The organism is Dermatophilus sp. B7861-1, from assembly GCF_058996045.1.
Window position 1 is genome coordinate 825,690 of the sequence record NZ_CM180082.1, and the last position, 15,189, is coordinate 840,878.

General features: G+C 55.9%; 26 protein-coding genes. All 26 read left to right on the forward strand.

The window, feature by feature from the left end; genetic code table 11:
- Positions 1 to 97: 97 nt before the first annotated feature.
- Positions 98 to 1,291, forward strand: coding sequence for an elongation factor Tu (tuf, locus tag AC2T9U_RS03600; protein ID WP_028326551.1), 1,194 nt, complete (start codon positions 98 to 100; stop codon positions 1,289 to 1,291).
- Positions 1,292 to 1,673: 382 nt separating this feature from the next.
- Complete coding sequence (rpsJ, locus tag AC2T9U_RS03605; RefSeq protein ID WP_006946210.1) at positions 1,674 to 1,982, forward strand: 30S ribosomal protein S10; 309 nt, start codon at positions 1,674 to 1,676, stop codon at positions 1,980 to 1,982.
- Between the two features lie 17 nt (positions 1,983 to 1,999).
- Entirely contained in the window at positions 2,000 to 2,665 is a 666-nt protein-coding gene (gene rplC, locus AC2T9U_RS03610) for a 50S ribosomal protein L3 (RefSeq protein WP_181816056.1), read from the forward strand.
- Between the two features lie 4 nt (positions 2,666 to 2,669).
- Positions 2,670 to 3,323 (forward strand): 50S ribosomal protein L4, encoded by a 654-nt coding sequence (gene rplD / locus AC2T9U_RS03615; protein WP_208302200.1) that lies wholly within the window; start codon positions 2,670 to 2,672, stop codon positions 3,321 to 3,323.
- Entirely contained in the window at positions 3,320 to 3,619 is a 300-nt protein-coding gene (gene rplW, locus AC2T9U_RS03620) for a 50S ribosomal protein L23 (RefSeq protein WP_028326548.1), read from the forward strand. Before rplD ends, rplW begins: the two co-directional genes overlap by 4 nt.
- 23 nt (positions 3,620 to 3,642) lie before the next feature.
- Positions 3,643 to 4,479 (forward strand): 50S ribosomal protein L2, encoded by an 837-nt coding sequence (gene rplB, locus AC2T9U_RS03625; RefSeq protein ID WP_084440850.1) that lies wholly within the window; start codon positions 3,643 to 3,645, stop codon positions 4,477 to 4,479.
- Positions 4,480 to 4,494: 15 nt separating this feature from the next.
- Positions 4,495 to 4,776 (forward strand): 30S ribosomal protein S19, encoded by a 282-nt coding sequence (rpsS, locus tag AC2T9U_RS03630; RefSeq protein ID WP_028326545.1) that lies wholly within the window; start codon positions 4,495 to 4,497, stop codon positions 4,774 to 4,776.
- 50 nt (positions 4,777 to 4,826) lie between these two features.
- Positions 4,827 to 5,192 (forward strand): 50S ribosomal protein L22, encoded by a 366-nt coding sequence (gene rplV, locus AC2T9U_RS03635; RefSeq protein ID WP_028326544.1) that lies wholly within the window; start codon positions 4,827 to 4,829, stop codon positions 5,190 to 5,192.
- The gene (gene rpsC / locus AC2T9U_RS03640) at positions 5,192 to 6,013 is read left to right on the forward strand and encodes a 30S ribosomal protein S3 (protein WP_115030903.1); all 822 of its coding nucleotides are present in this window, start codon (positions 5,192 to 5,194) and stop codon (positions 6,011 to 6,013) included. Before rplV ends, rpsC begins: the two co-directional genes overlap by 1 nt.
- The gene (gene rplP / locus AC2T9U_RS03645) at positions 6,013 to 6,432 is read left to right on the forward strand and encodes a 50S ribosomal protein L16 (protein ID WP_028326542.1); all 420 of its coding nucleotides are present in this window, start codon (positions 6,013 to 6,015) and stop codon (positions 6,430 to 6,432) included. The genes rpsC and rplP overlap by 1 nt, the downstream gene beginning before the upstream one ends.
- The gene (gene rpmC / locus AC2T9U_RS03650; protein WP_028326541.1) at positions 6,432 to 6,668 is read left to right on the forward strand and encodes a 50S ribosomal protein L29; all 237 of its coding nucleotides are present in this window, start codon (positions 6,432 to 6,434) and stop codon (positions 6,666 to 6,668) included. The genes rplP and rpmC overlap by 1 nt, the downstream gene beginning before the upstream one ends.
- Before the next feature lie 2 nt (positions 6,669 to 6,670).
- Complete coding sequence (rpsQ, locus tag AC2T9U_RS03655; RefSeq protein WP_028326540.1) at positions 6,671 to 6,946, forward strand: 30S ribosomal protein S17; 276 nt, start codon at positions 6,671 to 6,673, stop codon at positions 6,944 to 6,946.
- A gap of 141 nt (positions 6,947 to 7,087) precedes the next feature.
- On the forward strand, positions 7,088 to 7,456 hold the full coding sequence (gene rplN / locus AC2T9U_RS03660; protein WP_028326539.1) for a 50S ribosomal protein L14: 369 nt from the start codon (positions 7,088 to 7,090) through the stop codon (positions 7,454 to 7,456).
- 3 nt (positions 7,457 to 7,459) lie between these two features.
- The gene (gene rplX, locus AC2T9U_RS03665) at positions 7,460 to 7,819 is read left to right on the forward strand and encodes a 50S ribosomal protein L24 (RefSeq protein ID WP_028326538.1); all 360 of its coding nucleotides are present in this window, start codon (positions 7,460 to 7,462) and stop codon (positions 7,817 to 7,819) included.
- On the forward strand, positions 7,819 to 8,379 hold the full coding sequence (gene rplE, locus AC2T9U_RS03670) for a 50S ribosomal protein L5 (protein WP_028326537.1): 561 nt from the start codon (positions 7,819 to 7,821) through the stop codon (positions 8,377 to 8,379). Before rplX ends, rplE begins: the two co-directional genes overlap by 1 nt.
- A 2-nt stretch (positions 8,380 to 8,381) precedes the next feature.
- On the forward strand, positions 8,382 to 8,567 hold the full coding sequence (locus tag AC2T9U_RS03675; protein ID WP_115030899.1) for a type Z 30S ribosomal protein S14: 186 nt from the start codon (positions 8,382 to 8,384) through the stop codon (positions 8,565 to 8,567).
- A 98-nt stretch (positions 8,568 to 8,665) separates the two neighbouring features.
- Positions 8,666 to 9,064 carry a 30S ribosomal protein S8 gene (rpsH, locus tag AC2T9U_RS03680; RefSeq protein WP_028326536.1) on the forward strand — a complete coding sequence of 133 codons (399 nt, stop codon included), beginning with the start codon at positions 8,666 to 8,668 and terminating at the stop codon, positions 9,062 to 9,064.
- A gap of 18 nt (positions 9,065 to 9,082) precedes the next feature.
- The gene (gene rplF, locus AC2T9U_RS03685) at positions 9,083 to 9,622 is read left to right on the forward strand and encodes a 50S ribosomal protein L6 (protein WP_115030897.1); all 540 of its coding nucleotides are present in this window, start codon (positions 9,083 to 9,085) and stop codon (positions 9,620 to 9,622) included.
- 3 nt (positions 9,623 to 9,625) lie between these two features.
- On the forward strand, positions 9,626 to 10,009 hold the full coding sequence (gene rplR, locus AC2T9U_RS03690; protein ID WP_028326534.1) for a 50S ribosomal protein L18: 384 nt from the start codon (positions 9,626 to 9,628) through the stop codon (positions 10,007 to 10,009).
- Positions 10,010 to 10,061: 52 nt separating this feature from the next.
- Positions 10,062 to 10,694 carry a 30S ribosomal protein S5 gene (rpsE, locus tag AC2T9U_RS03695; protein ID WP_493696655.1) on the forward strand — a complete coding sequence of 211 codons (633 nt, stop codon included), beginning with the start codon at positions 10,062 to 10,064 and terminating at the stop codon, positions 10,692 to 10,694.
- Positions 10,694 to 10,876 carry a 50S ribosomal protein L30 gene (rpmD, locus tag AC2T9U_RS03700; RefSeq protein ID WP_115032693.1) on the forward strand — a complete coding sequence of 61 codons (183 nt, stop codon included), beginning with the start codon at positions 10,694 to 10,696 and terminating at the stop codon, positions 10,874 to 10,876. Before rpsE ends, rpmD begins: the two co-directional genes overlap by 1 nt.
- Positions 10,877 to 10,902: 26 nt before the next feature.
- Entirely contained in the window at positions 10,903 to 11,349 is a 447-nt protein-coding gene (gene rplO / locus AC2T9U_RS03705) for a 50S ribosomal protein L15 (RefSeq protein WP_115032691.1), read from the forward strand.
- A 274-nt stretch (positions 11,350 to 11,623) separates the two neighbouring features.
- The gene (gene secY / locus AC2T9U_RS03710; protein WP_493696920.1) at positions 11,624 to 12,943 is read left to right on the forward strand and encodes a preprotein translocase subunit SecY; all 1,320 of its coding nucleotides are present in this window, start codon (positions 11,624 to 11,626) and stop codon (positions 12,941 to 12,943) included.
- On the forward strand, positions 12,940 to 13,515 hold the full coding sequence (locus tag AC2T9U_RS03715) for an adenylate kinase (RefSeq protein WP_028326529.1): 576 nt from the start codon (positions 12,940 to 12,942) through the stop codon (positions 13,513 to 13,515). Before secY ends, AC2T9U_RS03715 begins: the two co-directional genes overlap by 4 nt.
- Positions 13,516 to 13,599: 84 nt before the next feature.
- Positions 13,600 to 14,445, forward strand: a complete 846-nt coding sequence (gene map / locus AC2T9U_RS03720; RefSeq protein WP_493696656.1) for a type I methionyl aminopeptidase — start codon at positions 13,600 to 13,602, stop codon at positions 14,443 to 14,445.
- 256 nt (positions 14,446 to 14,701) lie between these two features.
- Entirely contained in the window at positions 14,702 to 14,923 is a 222-nt protein-coding gene (infA, locus tag AC2T9U_RS03725; RefSeq protein WP_028326527.1) for a translation initiation factor IF-1, read from the forward strand.
- Positions 14,924 to 15,189 lie beyond the last annotated feature (266 nt).

The following is a 15,189-nucleotide window of genomic DNA, read 5'->3' on the forward strand; positions in this document are numbered from 1 at the left end:
TCGGCTCTTCACGCTGCTAACGCAGTAAATAGTCCAACAACGTCGCCACCCAAGTGGATGTACGGCGTTAACCAATCAAGTCCACAGGAGGACCCAAGTGGCGAAGGCGAAGTTCGAGCGGACCAAGCCGCACGTCAACATCGGCACCATTGGTCACATTGACCACGGTAAGACGACGCTGACGGCTGCGATCTCGAAGGTTCTGCACGACGCGTACCCGGATCTGAACGAGGCTTCCCCGTTCGACTCCATCGACAAGGCGCCTGAAGAGAAGCAGCGCGGCATCACCATCTCGATCGCTCACATCGAGTACCAGACCGAGAGCCGTCACTACGCGCACGTCGACTGCCCCGGGCACGCTGACTACGTGAAGAACATGATCACCGGTGCGGCTCAGATGGACGGCGCCATTCTGGTTGTTGCTGCAACCGACGGCCCCATGCCGCAGACGAAGGAACACGTTCTCCTGGCCCGCCAGGTCGGCGTCCCCTACATCGTCGTGGCGCTCAACAAGACTGACATGGTCGAGGATGAGGAAATCCTCGAGCTCGTCGAAATGGAAGTTCGTGAGCTGCTTTCCAGCTACGAGTTCCCCGGTGACGACGTTCCTGTTGTCCAGGTCTCCGCACTGAAGGCACTCGAGGGTGACGCCAAGTGGAGCGAGTCCATTCTCGAGCTCATGAAGGCAGTCGACGACTACATTCCTTCCCCGGAGCGTGCAGTTGACAAGCCCTTCCTCATGCCTATCGAGGATGTTTTCACCATTACCGGGCGTGGCACGGTTGTTACCGGCCGTATCGAGCGCGGTGTGCTGAAGGTTAACGAAGAGGTTGAGATCGTGGGTATCCACGAGGCAACCACGAAGACCACGGTCACCGGTATCGAAATGTTCCGTAAGCTCCTCGACGAGGGCCAGGCCGGTGAAAACGTTGGTCTACTTCTCCGCGGAACCAAGCGTGAAGACGTTGAGCGTGGCCAGGTTGTCTGCAAGCCGGGCTCCATCACTCCTCACACGGAGTTCGACGCTCAGGTCTACATCCTTTCCAAGGATGAAGGTGGCCGTCACACGCCCTTCTACGACAACTACCGTCCTCAGTTCTACTTCCGTACTACGGACGTGACCGGTGTTGTCCACCTTCCTGAGGGTGTTGAAATGGTTATGCCTGGTGACAACACCGGCATGAAGGTGGAGCTGATTCAGCCCATCGCCATGGAAGAAGGCCTCAAGTTCGCTATCCGTGAGGGTGGCCGTACGGTCGGTGCTGGTAACGTAACCACGATCATCAAGTGATCAACTAGGTGATTAATCACCAACCGGGGGCTCAGGACAATAACCTGAGCCCCCGGTTGTGTGTTGACACCACTGATCAGCTGATTTGTGCTTTCGGTGAATTATCTGGCAGAGTGAACGGGTTGCTTGACGCGAAGTTCGGTATCGCATCGGACTTCAAGTCCCTCGAAAGAGGTTACTAGCACCGCGAAATAAGATTCGTGGATCTGGAGCTCTTGCAGGGATGCGTTGGGCTCGGATCCGGGAAGCTAAACAGTCGGCCAGACCAAAAGGTTGATGAGTCTGTTTATTGTGTTCCTGAATATGCGACACGCCCGAGCGCGTGGGTCGGTGATCCGAATTCTTACAAGCGGAATTAAACGAGAGAGAGTCTGACGAAGCGATGGCGGGACAAAAAATCCGCATCCGGCTGAAGTCGTATGACCATGAAGTCATCGATTCTTCGGCACGGAAGATTGTCGACACGGTGACGCGTGCCGGTGCGACTGTTGTCGGCCCGGTGCCGCTCCCGACGGAGAAGAATGTGTTCTGCGTCATCCGGTCGCCCCACAAGTACAAAGACAGCCGCGAGCACTTTGAGATGCGCACCCATAAGCGTCTCATTGACATCGTGGACCCGACGCCTAAGGCCGTTGACTCGCTTATGAGACTTGACCTGCCTGCGGACGTCAACATCGAGATTAAGCTGTAAGGACGGTGACAACTGCGATGAGTAATGCAGCAAAGAGCGCTTCGCGCGCTGTCACCGGTGTGCTCGGCGAGAAACTGGGGATGACGCAGGTCTGGGATGAGCAGAACCGCCTCGTGCCAGTGACGGTCATCAAGGCCGGGCCTTGTGTGGTGACTCAGATTCGGGATGCAGCTACCGACGGCTATGAGGCTGTGCAGATTGGGTTCGGTGAGATTGATCCTCGCAAGGTCAAGAAGCCTTTGCGTGGCCACTTTGAGAAGGCAGGCGTAACGCCTCGCCGTCACCTAGTTGAAATCCGCACTAACAATTCTTCTGAATACACGCTTGGCCAGGAGATTACGGTCTCAGCTTTTGAAAGCGGCCAGAAGATCGACGTCACCGGAAAAACCAAAGGTAAAGGTTTTGCTGGTGTGATGAAGCGTCACGGCTTCGCTGGTGTCTCTGCTAGCCACGGTGCGCACCGAAACCACCGCAAGCCTGGTTCTGTTGGCGCCTGTGCCACTCCAGGACGCATTTTCAAAGGTCAGCGTATGGCCGGCCGTATGGGCGGCGTGCGCCAGACCACTCAGAACTTGACGATCCACGCTATCGATGCCGATAAGGGCTTCATCCTCGTCAAGGGTGCGGTTCCCGGTCCGCGTGGCGGTATCGTCCTCGTCCGCACTGCTGCTAAGGGAGCGTGACATCGTGACGAAGATCGACATCATCGGCTTCGACGGTGGTAACACTGGTCGCTCGGTCGACCTGCCCGCCGAAATCTTTGAAGCGGAAACTAATGTTCCCCTGATCCACCAGGTAGTTGTTGCACAGCTTGCTGCTGCCCGACAGGGAACGCACGCCACGAAGACCCGCGGCATGGTCCGTGGTGGCGGTAAGAAGCCATACCGCCAGAAAGGAACAGGGCGAGCCCGACAGGGTTCGACCCGCGCCCCTCAGTTCGCTGGCGGTGGAACTGTTCACGGGCCTCAGCCCCGTGATTACAGTCAGCGCACCCCCAAGAAAATGAAAGCTGCTGCATTGCGCAGCGCTTTGTCTGACCGAGCTCGTCATGGACGCATTCACGCAGTTGAAGGTGTTGTCTCTGACTCTGCTTCTACGAAGGCAGCCCGTACGTTGCTCGGTAGCCTTACCGACCGTAAGAACCTTCTTGTGGTTCTAGCGCGAGGGGACGAGCAGGGTGCGCTTTCTGTCCGTAACTTGCCGACAGTTCACGCGCTGCACGTTGACCAGCTGAACACCTACGACGTGATGTGCGCAGACGACGTCGTGTTCACCGAGAACGCGCTTGCGTCGCTCATCGACTCGCGTAGCGCGGCGAACTCCCAGGAGGAAGCCAAGTGAGCGCAAACATCAAGGACCCGCGCGACATCCTGATCGCTCCGGTCGTCTCCGAGAAGTCGTACGGACTTATGGATGAGGGTAAATACACCTTCATTGTTGACCCCTCTGCCAACAAAACTGAGATCCGCCTTGCAGTGGAGCAGGTTTTTGGTGTGAAGGTCTCTTCCGTTAACACGCTGAACCGCCAGGGGAAGACGCGCCGCACCCGTTTCGGGATGGGCAAGCGCAAAGACACCAAACGCGCAATCGTCACCCTCAAAGAAGGTTCCATCGACATCTTCGGCGCTCGGGCCTGAGCGTAGGAACTGAGGACTGAACAATGGGTATCCGTAAATACAAGCCGACAACGCCGGGCCGTCGTGGTTCCAGTGTGTCGGACTTCGCAGAGATCACGCGCTCCACTCCGGAGAAGTCGCTGGTTCGCCCACTACCTAAAACTGGTGGTCGCAACAACCAGGGGCGCATCACTACCCGTCACATCGGTGGTGGCCACAAGCGTGCGTACCGTGTTATTGACTTCCGTCGCCATGACAAAGACGGCATTCCTGCGGTCGTCGCGCACATCGAGTACGACCCCAACCGCACAGCTCGAATCGCTCTCCTTCACTACGCAGATGGAAGTAAGCGTTACATTCTTGCGCCGAACCGTCTCCGTCAGGGCGATGCAGTTGAAGCTGGCACAGGGGCCGACATCAAGCCAGGCAACAACCTTCCGCTGCGCAACATCCCCCTCGGTACGATCATCCACGCAATCGAATTGCGTCCGGGTGGAGGGGCAAAGATTGCTCGTGCGGCAGGTGCACGTGTGCAGCTGGTAGCTAAGGATGGTCCTTACGCACAGCTGCGTATGCCTTCAGGTGAAATCCGCAACGTCGATGCGCGCTGCCGCGCGACTATCGGTGAAGTTGGAAACGCCGAGCAGAGCAACATTAACTGGGGTAAAGCCGGCCGTATGCGCTGGAAGGGCAAGCGCCCAACCGTCCGTGGTGTTGTGATGAACCCTGTTGACCACCCGCATGGTGGTGGTGAAGGTCGTACGTCTGGTGGCCGTCATCCTGTTTCCCCGTGGGGGCAGCCGGAAGGCCGCACACGTCGTCCGAACAAGGAAAGCGACAAATACATCGTGCGTCGTCGTCGCACGGGCAAGAAGCGCTGATAGGAGTCATGGCATATGCCTCGTAGCCTCAAAAAGGGCCCGTTCATCGACGACCATCTGCAGAAGAAGGTCGACGTTCAGAACGAGTCTGGGTCCAAAGCAGTTATTAAGACTTGGTCGCGTCGTTCTGTGATCGCTCCCGATTTCCTTGGGCACACATTCGCCGTGCATGACGGTCGTAAGCACGTGCCGGTGTTTGTGACGGAGTCGATGGTCGGGCACAAGCTCGGTGAGTTCGCTCCTACACGCACCTTTAAGGGTCACATCAAGGACGACAAGAAGGGCCGTCGCCGCTGACCGCGGTGAGGATCAATTTCGATATGTCGAACGAAAGCAAAGGGACAACGATGGAAGCCAAGGCGCAGGCGCGCGGCGTTCGCGTCACGCCCATGAAGGCCCGCCGCGTCGTGGACCTCATCCGTGGAAAGAACGCGACTGAAGCGCTCGCAGTGCTGCAGTTCGCACCTCAGGCCGCAGGCGAGACCGTATACAAGGTTCTGGCCAGTGCGATTGCTAACGCTCGCGTTAAGGCAGAGCAGGCATCGGAGCCGTTTGATGAGCGTCAGCTCATCGTCTCGGCTGCCTATGTCGACGAAGGACCGACGATGAAGCGTATTCGGCCGCGCGCACAGGGCCGCGCGGCTCGCATTAACAAGCGCACGAGCCACATCACGGTTCATGTCAGCCAGCCCGAGAACGGAGGAACCCGATAATGGGTCAAAAAGTAAACCCGAACGGATTCCGTCTCGGTATCACTACCGAACACTCGAGCCGCTGGTTCGCTGACTCCACCAAGAGTGGTCAGCGTTACCGTGACTTTGTGAAAGAAGACGTCGAAATTCGTCGTCTTCTCTCTGAAGGCCTGGAACGTGCAGGTGTAAGCAAGGTGCAGATCGAACGTACGCGTGACCGTGTACGTGTCGACATCCACACTGCTCGCCCCGGAATCGTTATTGGGCGCCGTGGCGCAGAGGCGGAGCGTATTCGCGGCAAGCTCGAAAAGCTCACAGGCAAGCAGGTTCAGCTCAATATTCTTGAGGTCAAGAACCCCGACATGGACGCCCAGCTGGTCGCCCAGGGAATTGCTGAGCAGCTGAGTGCACGAGTATCTTTCCGACGCGCTATGCGTAAGGGAATGCAGGGATCACTTCGCTCTGGTGCAAAGGGAATCCGGGTTCAGGTCTCTGGCCGTTTGGGTGGCGCAGAGATGAGCCGTACGGAGTTCTACCGCGAAGGACGTGTGCCGCTTCACACGCTTCGCGCCAACATTGACTACGGCTTCTATGAGGCCCGTACCACCTTTGGCCGCATCGGTGTAAAGGTGTGGATCTACAAGGGTGACCTCACTGCGCGTGAACTGGCTGCTCAGCAGGCCAACTCCAGCGGCCGCCCGAGCCGTGGTGGCCGTGGCGAGCGTCCTGGCCGTGGCCGTCGTGGCGACCGCGCAGGGCGTGGGAACCGCAACGAGAACGCTGCTGCCAGCAACGCTCCAGAACAGAGCGCGGCTCCGGCCAGCGAGGGAGCTGATGCCTGATGTTGATTCCTCGTCGAGTCAAGCACCGCAAGCAGCACCACCCGAAGCGCTCTGGCGGCGCTAAAGGCGGGACGCAGGTTGCATTTGGTGACTTCGGTATTCAGGCTTTGGCGCCTGCGTACGTAACGAACCGCCAGATCGAGTCTGCGCGTATCGCTATGACCCGCTACATCAAGCGTGGCGGAAAGGTCTGGATCAACATTTACCCAGATCGTCCCCTCACCAAGAAACCTGCTGAAACCCGAATGGGTTCTGGTAAGGGTTCACCAGAGTGGTGGGTCGCCAACGTTAAGCCGGGGCACGTTTTGTTTGAGCTTTCCGGTGTTTCTGAGCCCGTGGCGCGTGAAGCCATGCGTCTAGCAATGCACAAGCTGCCGATGAAGTGCCGCTTCGTTATGCGTGAAGGAGGGGACGTCTGATGGCAGTTGGAAGCAAAGACCTCGCTGTTGACAAGCTCCGTGACATGGCGGATGACGCCCTGGTCGAGGAGCTTCGCAAAGCTAAGGCAGAGCTGTTCAACCTCCGGTTCCAGTCAGCCACGGGCCAGCTTGAGAACAACGGTCGCCTACGGGCGGTCCGAAAGGACATTGCGCGGATCTACACGATCATGCGTGAGCGTGAGCTGAACATCGGTGTCGAGAAGGCGAGTGAGTGACCGTGACCGAAGCGAACACCACTACTGAGCGCAACTATCGTAAAACCGCCCGCGGTTACGTGGTCAGCGACAAAATGGACAAGACTGTCGTGGTCGAGGTCGAGGACCGCGTCAAGCACGCCCTCTACAGCAAGGTCATGCGTCGCACGAAGCGACTCAAGGCCCACGACGAGACCAACAACTGTGGCGTCGGTGACCGTGTCCTCCTGATGGAAACACGTCCGCTGTCTGCCACAAAGCGTTGGCGCGTTGTCGAAATTCTCGAGCGCGCCAAGTAAGAGGCTCGTTCGGCGGTTCGGAAGAGCAAGAGCACAACCGAATCCGTCACCTAGACCACAATCCGTTCCGCAAGGCTCACCCAGCGCCCGTTCATTAAGGAGCGGGCGCGGTGAGAACCGGCGCGACGACAGGAGTGAGAAGTGATCCAGCAGGAGTCGCGACTTCGTGTCGCTGACAACACCGGTGCCAAGGAAATTCTGTGCATCCGTGTTCTCGGCGGTTCGGGTCGACGTTACGCCGGCATTGGCGACATCATCGTTGCCTCGGTCAAGGACGCAATCCCCGGCGGAAACGTCAAAAAGGGTGATGTAGTCAAGGCCGTTATCGTGCGTACCAAGAAAGAACGCCGTCGTATTGACGGAAGCTACATCAAGTTTGACGAGAACGCGGCAGTCATCCTGAAGAACGATGGTGAGCCCCGCGGTACGCGTATTTTCGGTCCGGTTGGCCGTGAACTACGTGAAAAGAAATTTATGAAGATCATCTCGCTGGCCCCGGAGGTGCTGTAACCCATGGCCAACATGAAGATCAAAAAGGGTGATCTGGTTCAGGTCATCACTGGTCGCAAACAGGACAAAGGTGGCGACCGAGGCAAGCAAGGCAAGGTTATCGCGGTCTTCCCCGACACTAACCGTGTGCTAGTCGAAGGCATTAACCGAGTAACTAAGCACCAGCGCGCAGCTGCAGGAACGAACCGCGCAGCTGGAATCGTGACGGTTGAAGCCCCGATTCACGTGAGCAATGTGGCTTTGGTTGACCCCGAAACTAACAAGCCGACCCGTGTGCGCATGCGCACCGAAAAGGTTGAGCGCAACGGTCGCGAGAAGACCGTTCGTGTGCGCGTTGCAGTGCGTTCCGGGAAGGACATCTGATGAGCGAAACGATGATCACGCCCCGTCTTAAGACGCGTTACCGCGAAGAAATTCGTGACGCTCTGAACAAAGAATTCGGTTACTCCAACGTTATGTTGATTCCTGGCCTTACTAAGGTCGTCGTCAACATGGGTGTTGGTGAAGCTGCGAAAGACAGCAAGCGCATTGAAGGTGCCGTTCGTGACCTTGCAGCCATTACAGGTCAAAAGCCTGTTGTGACTCGTGCTCGCAAGTCCATTGCGCAGTTCAAACTGCGTGAAGGTATGCCGATTGGCGCCCACGTCACTCTTCGTGGTGATCGCATGTGGGAGTTCGTCGACCGCCTGGTAACCGTTGCTCTTCCCCGAATCCGTGACTTCCGCGGACTTTCTGGAAAGCAGTTCGATGGCAACGGTAACTACACGTTTGGTCTCACCGAGCAGTCAATGTTTTATGAGATTGATCCTGACTCGATTGACCACGTTCGTGGTATGGACATCACGCTTGTCACTACCGCGAAGACCGATGACGAAGGCCGCGCGCTTCTTCGCCAGCTTGGGTTCCCTTTCAAGGAGAACTAATAGTGGCGAAAACGGCACTGATCAACAAAGCGGATAGCAAACCGAAATTCAAAGTTCGCGCTTACACCCGTTGCCAGAGGTGTGGCCGTCCCCACTCGGTTTACCGCAAGTTCGGGCTTTGCCGTGTGTGCTTCCGTGATATGGCTCACCGTGGTGAGCTTCCCGGAGTCACCAAGAGCAGCTGGTAAGTAGACCGGACCTCAACGAGACGAAGACTTCTACACCGTAGGTCGGCCCCGCAAAAGGCGGGAGGCGAAACCCCGGTGAGGAAGGGCGGAGAGCCCAAATGACGATGACAGATCCGATTGCGGACATGCTGACCCGCGTCAGGAACGCCAACTCGGCGCACCACGACGTAGTGTCCATGCCGTCTTCGAAGCTCAAGTCCAACATCGCGGAAATCCTCAAAACCGAGGGTTACATCGCAGACTGGAAACTTGAGGATGCAGAGGTCGGAAAAACGCTCACTATCGAGCTTAAGTACGGCCCCAACCGTGAACGCTCCATCTCGGGTGTTCGACGAGTGAGCAAGCCTGGATTGCGCGTATACGCAAAATCCACCAACCTGCCCAAGGTGCTCGGCGGCCTCGGCGTGGCGATTATTTCGACCTCGTCCGGGTTGCTGACTGACCGTCAGGCCGAAGCGAAGGGTGTGGGTGGGGAAGTCCTCGCCTACGTCTGGTAACGGAAGGAGGTACGAAGAATGTCTCGAATCGGACGACTTCCGATCTCCGTTCCTAACGGCGTTGACGTGACGATCAGCGGACAGGACATTGCAGTTAAGGGTTCTAAGGGTGAGCTTTCCCTCACTGTTTCTGAGCCCATCACTGTTGTGCGTGACGAGGATGGCAGCATCAGCGTTTCGCGTCCCAATGACGAGCGTGACAACCGTGCTCTCCACGGTCTGACTCGCTCGCTCATCCAGAACATGGTTATCGGTGTGACCGAGGGTTACCAGAAAAAGCTGGAAATCTATGGCACCGGTTACCGTGTGCTGGCTAAGGGCAGCAACCTTGAGTTTGCTCTCGGTTTCAGCCACCCGGTCGTTGTTGAACCGCCGGAGGGCATCACTTTTGCCGTCGAGACTCCGACCCGGTTCTCGGTTTCGGGTATCGATAAGCAGCTCGTAGGCGAGACTGCAGCAAACATTCGCAAAATCCGTCCGCCGGAGCCATATAAAGGCAAGGGTGTTCGCTACGCAGGCGAGCAGATCCGCCGCAAGGTCGGAAAGGCTGGTAAGTAAGCGATGGCAGGCACTGGCAAGATCATTAAGCGCGGCAAGAGCAAAGCCGACGCTCGGGCACGTCGCCACGCGCGTCTTCGCAAGCACCTCGCCGGCACCGCTGAGCGTCCTCGCTTGGTGGTCACACGCTCCACGCGTCACATGTTCGTTCAGGTTATCGATGATGGCGTTGGGCACACCCTTGCGTCCGCTTCGACCATGGAAGCAGACCTGCGTGCATTTGACGGAGACAAAACCGCTAAGGCTAAGCGAGTCGGTGAACTCGTCGCTGCTCGCGCCAAGGCTGCAGGCATTGACACAGTAGTGTTTGACCGTGGCGGTAACCGTTACACGGGTCGCGTTGCCGCGATCGCCGAAGGTGCACGCGAGGGCGGTCTGGAGCTGTGATGACTGCACGAACGAGCATGTTCACGAAGACTGGTGAAAAGGAGAGCGTCTGATGGCTGGACCCCAGCGCCGCGGAGCCGAGCAAGGCGGCTCTGAACGTGCAGGCAGCGGTCGCGACCGTCGTGACCGCGATAACCGCCGGCAAAACAACAACCAGAATGACGAGCGCAGCCAATTCTTGGAGCGTGTCGTAACGATTAACCGTGTTGCCAAGGTTGTGAAGGGTGGTCGTCGCTTCAGCTTCACCGCTCTCGTGGTCGTCGGTGACGGTGACGGCACCGTGGGTGTCGGTTACGGCAAAGCCAAAGAGGTTCCCACGGCAATCGCCAAGGGCGTAGAGGCAGCCAAAAAGTCGTTCTTCCGCGTTCCGCGTATCCAGGGCACCATTCCTCACCCCGTTCAGGGTGAAGACGCTGCTGGCGTAGTTCTCCTACGTACCGCCGCGCCCGGTACTGGTGTTATCGCTGGTGGGCCGGTGCGCGCTGTTCTTGAGTGCGCAGGCATTCAGGACGTGCTGAGCAAATCACTTGGCTCAGACAACTCGATCAACATCGTTCATGCCACCGTGGCTGCGCTGAAGGGCCTTGAGCGTCCGGAGTCGGTTGCGGCACGTCGTGGGCTTCCTCTTGAAGATGTCGCACCCGCCGCTTTGTTGCGTGCCCGTGCGGCAGGGACGGGGGCGTGATGGCTCAGCTCAAAGTGACCCAGACACGTGGTGTTGTGGGAGCTAAGCAGAACCAGAAGGACACCCTCCGCACCCTTGGATTGCACCGTATCGGTCAGTCTGTGCTGCGCGAGGACCGTCCCGAAGTGCGCGGGATGGTGCGTACCGTCGCCCATCTCGTGACCGTCGAGGAGGTTGACTGATCGTGGCAGACGAGACGAACGAAAGCATGCCGCTTCGCGTTCATGAATTGCGTCCGGCCCCTGGAGCCAAGACCGCTCGCACGCGAGTTGGTCGTGGTGAAGCCAGCAAGGGTAAAACCGCTGGTCGTGGTACTAAAGGTACGAAAGCTCGTTACCAGGTTCCGGAGCGCTTCGAGGGTGGCCAGATGCCGCTTCACATGCGCCTTCCGAAACTGCGCGGTTTTACGAACCGTAACCGCGTGGAGTACCAGGTTGTGAACCTGGACCGCATTGAAGCTTTGTTCCCCGAGGGCGGTGACGTCACAGTTGATGACCTCGTGGCTAAGGGTGCAGTTCGCTCCAAGAGCCTTGTAAAGGTTTTGGGCGATGGCGAAATTTCCGTCAAGGTAAACGTCACTGCTCATAAGGTTTCTGGTGCGGCGAAGAGCAAGATTGAGGCTGCAGGCGGTTCCGTGAACATCCTGGGTGCTTGATTCTTAGCTTTGTAGCTAATCGGTTAACGAAGGATGGGGATCCCTAGTCTCAGGGGTCTCCATCCTTCGTTTCATTGGAGCGGAGAATCCTGTAAACGGTCGATGACATGTCGCTACTAGTTCACTTAGGTAGAAGTGCTATTGTCGCGACGGGGTCTACCGCCCCAAAACCTTTGATGACAATACGTTGTACGGTGTTCGTACAACACCGCACGTGCGCATGGTCGGGACCGGTTCGCGGCATGCACCGCCACACGCGCCAGTGGGAGGCTTTGTGATAACCACCCTCGTTCGGGCTTTTCGTACGCCTGAGCTCCGGAACAGGTTGCTCTTGACCGTGTTCATCATGGCTATCTTTAGGCTCGGGTCACACATCCCGACGCCTGGTGTCAGCTATACCGCTATTAAGCAGTGTCAACCTAACTCAGCGCATGGAGGAAATGCGCTTTTAGGAATGGCAAACCTGTTTAGTGGTGGAGCTCTTCTGCAGCTTTCTATTTTCGCACTGGGAATTATGCCGTATATTACGGCAAGCATTATTGTTCAATTGTTAACTGTTGTAATTCCTAAGTTTGAAACTTTAAAGCAAGAAGGGCAGTCTGGTCAGTCAAAACTGACGCAATATACAAGATATTTGACTATTGGTCTGGCTATTCTGCAGTCTTCGACCTTTATAACCTTCGCTAGGAACCCCTCCACTTTGTTCCCCGGGTCTAACTGTCAAAATATCCTTGTCGACGACACATTCCTGAATGCGGCCTTGTCTGTGTTGACAATGACCGCTGGTACCGGTCTTGTCATGTGGCTTGGTGAATTGATTACCGAAAAAGGGGTCGGCAACGGAATGTCGTTGCTTATCTTCACCTCGATTGCGGCAGGGTTCCCCAGCTCACTGTGGAGCGTGCAACAGCAGCAAGGACGCTGGGATGTCTTTTTCTTGATCATCCTTATGGGGCTCGCAATTATCGCTGTTGTTGTTTTTGTCGAACAGTGTCAGCGTCGAATTCCTGTTCAGTATGCAAAACGCATGATCGGGCGCCGTGTTTACGGAGGGACTTCGACTTATATTCCTCTCAAAATTAACCAGGCCAATGTTATCCCGGTTATTTTCGCATCGTCATTGCTCGCGCTCCCCGGGCTTGCTGTTCAATTCCAGCAAGGTAACCCGAACCCGCCTGAATGGGTGCTCTGGGTTTCTACGCATCTTGTGCGTGGAGATAGCCCATGGTATATGGCTATTTATACGAGCCTCATTTTGTTCTTCACGTTCTTCTATGTTGCGATCAGCTTTAATACTGAAGAAGTTGCAGACAACATGAAGAAGTTTGGTGGATTTATTCCAGGTATTCGAGCTGGACGTCCAACAGCGCAGTACTTGTCGTATGTGGTGAACCGGATCACGGTCGTCGGTGCGCTGTACTTGTCCATCTTGGCTCTAATCCCATTGATTGCACTAGCCACAATTCAGGCAAACCAGAACTTCCCTTTCGGTGGGACGTCAATTCTGATTATGGTCGGCGTGGGACTTGAAACGGTGAAACAGATTGAGTCTCGTCTCAAGCAACACCATTACGAAGGGCTTTTGCGTTCATGAGGATCATCATTTTGGGGGCGCCGGGCGCCGGTAAAGGTACCCAGGCTGCAGGAATTGCGGAAAGTTTCGGCATTCCTGTTATATCTACGGGAAACATGTTCCGCGAAAATATTGCGGAACAAACTGAGCTTGGCAAGCAGGTTCAACAGGTTCTAGCTTCCGGCCAGTATGTCTCTGATGAGATTACTAATGCCATGCTTTTTGAGCGGCTTGCTCGCGAAGATGCTCAAAAAGGTTTCTTGCTTGATGGGTACCCACGGACGACTGCTCAGGTGGAGGTTCTGGATGAGTACCTTAAGGAGCGAGGTGAGAAACTCGATTGCGTTCTCGAGCTCGTTGTCGATGAAGATGCCGTAGTCGAGCGTCTGTTGAAACGTGCAGAAATCGAAGGGCGGTCAGATGACACTGAGCCCGTTATTCGTGAACGCCTGAAGGTTTACGCGCAGCAAACTGCGCCTTTGACGGAAATTTATGATGATCGTGAATTACTGGTGCAGGTTTATGGTATGGGTGGAGTTGAAGAAGTAGCTACACGCATTCAAGAGGCGCTTGAACCGCTTTATTCCGAGTGATTTCGGTGAGATGCCCCGCTTCGTGTCACGAAGTGGGGCATCTTTATATGGTTAAGAGATATATCATTATCGGGATGGAGAAAAATGTTTGGTCGTGAGCGAATTGAGAAAAAGAATCCTCAGCAGATTATTGCTATGCGGAAAGCTGGATTAGTTGTTGGTCGAACTCTGGAAAAGCTAGCTGAGGCAGTTAAGCCTGGAGTTACCACTAGAGAACTCGATGATATTGCTAGAGAGTATATCCTCTCGCAGGGTGCTGTTCCTTCTTTTCCGCTTGTTCCTGGGTATCGACACACTCTTTGTGTGAGTGTGGGGTGTGAAATAGTTCATGGAATACCTGGTGATCGTGTTCTCCAGGAAGGGGAACTTGTATCAATTGACTGCGGAGCGGCAGTGGATGGGTGGCATGGCGACTCGGCGATATCGATTATCGTTGGCGGGGATGATGCTGCCGAAGCTGAAGTAAAAAATTTGCTTGATGATACTTTTAAATCCTTGTGGTCTGGTATCGCAGCGATGGTACCGGGGAACCGAGTCGGAGATATAGGGGGAGCGATTGAAGAGTCTCTGGAAAAAAGTGCTCTTCAACGAAAGATTGGCGAGTATGGAATCGTCGAAGACTATGAGGGTCATGGGATCGGGCGTGAAATGCATATGTCGCCAGGGGTCCCTAATTTTCGGCCAGCCAAGCTAGGGCCCAAAATGACCGTTGGCACTACGCTGGCTATTGAGCCGATGGTTACGCTAGGCACTCCTGATAACAAGGTTCTTGACGACGACTGGACAGTAGTCACCATCGACGGCTCCGTTGCAGCCCATGTTGAGCACACGGTGGCTATCACTTCTGAAGGCATCTGGGTACTTACTGCGCTCGATGGGGGACTGGAGATCTGTGCAGCTACAGGTGCCCAATTTGGCCCGCTGGCATAAATATTCAGAATTACTTGTCTGGTGGGAGAGGCTGTCGAATTTCCCATGACTAGGGGTAGTGGATTAAGGTTGCTTGTTGGCTCATACTCTCGCTTGCTTAAGTGATCAAAGCAGCCGTAAAGCGTCTGTCTCTACTTAGATATAGACACTGGGTCTGGCTTGGGTGTAAGCGAAAGTATCTGAAGCTGCAGCGCGCCGAGGGATCGGCGTGGCCAATCGTCGTGCAATGCATGACATGACCAGGATCGTGGAGGACATGGCTAAAAAGGACGGAGTCATCGAGATCGAGGGCACCGTGGTGGAGGCGCTCCCTAACGCGAACTTCCGTGTGGAGCTCACCAACGGACATAAAGTTCTCGCTCATATTTCAGGGAAAATGCGCCAGCACTACATCAGGATCCTCCCTGAGGACCGCGTGGTCGTGGAGCTCAGCCCCTATGACCTATCCCGCGGCCGTATCGTTTTCCGCTACCGCTGATACATACTCTTCAAAGACTGTCTCGAAGAGATTTTTCTTGAAGGGCTGTCCGTAGTCTCAGTCTTTACTTGAAGATCACTTAAATCGGCAGGCAGAAGAAACAGTCGAGCAGCGAAAGAGCTACAAGTTTTTGTAGTTGTCTTTCGTTACGCGACGATATGAGCAGTACACAGCATCCGGCCCTGAGGTTCCTCAGATGTCACCCTCGGTTCGAAGGCCGAGGACCGGAAGCGGCGCTCTTCGCCATGAGAGCGTGCGCACGGACC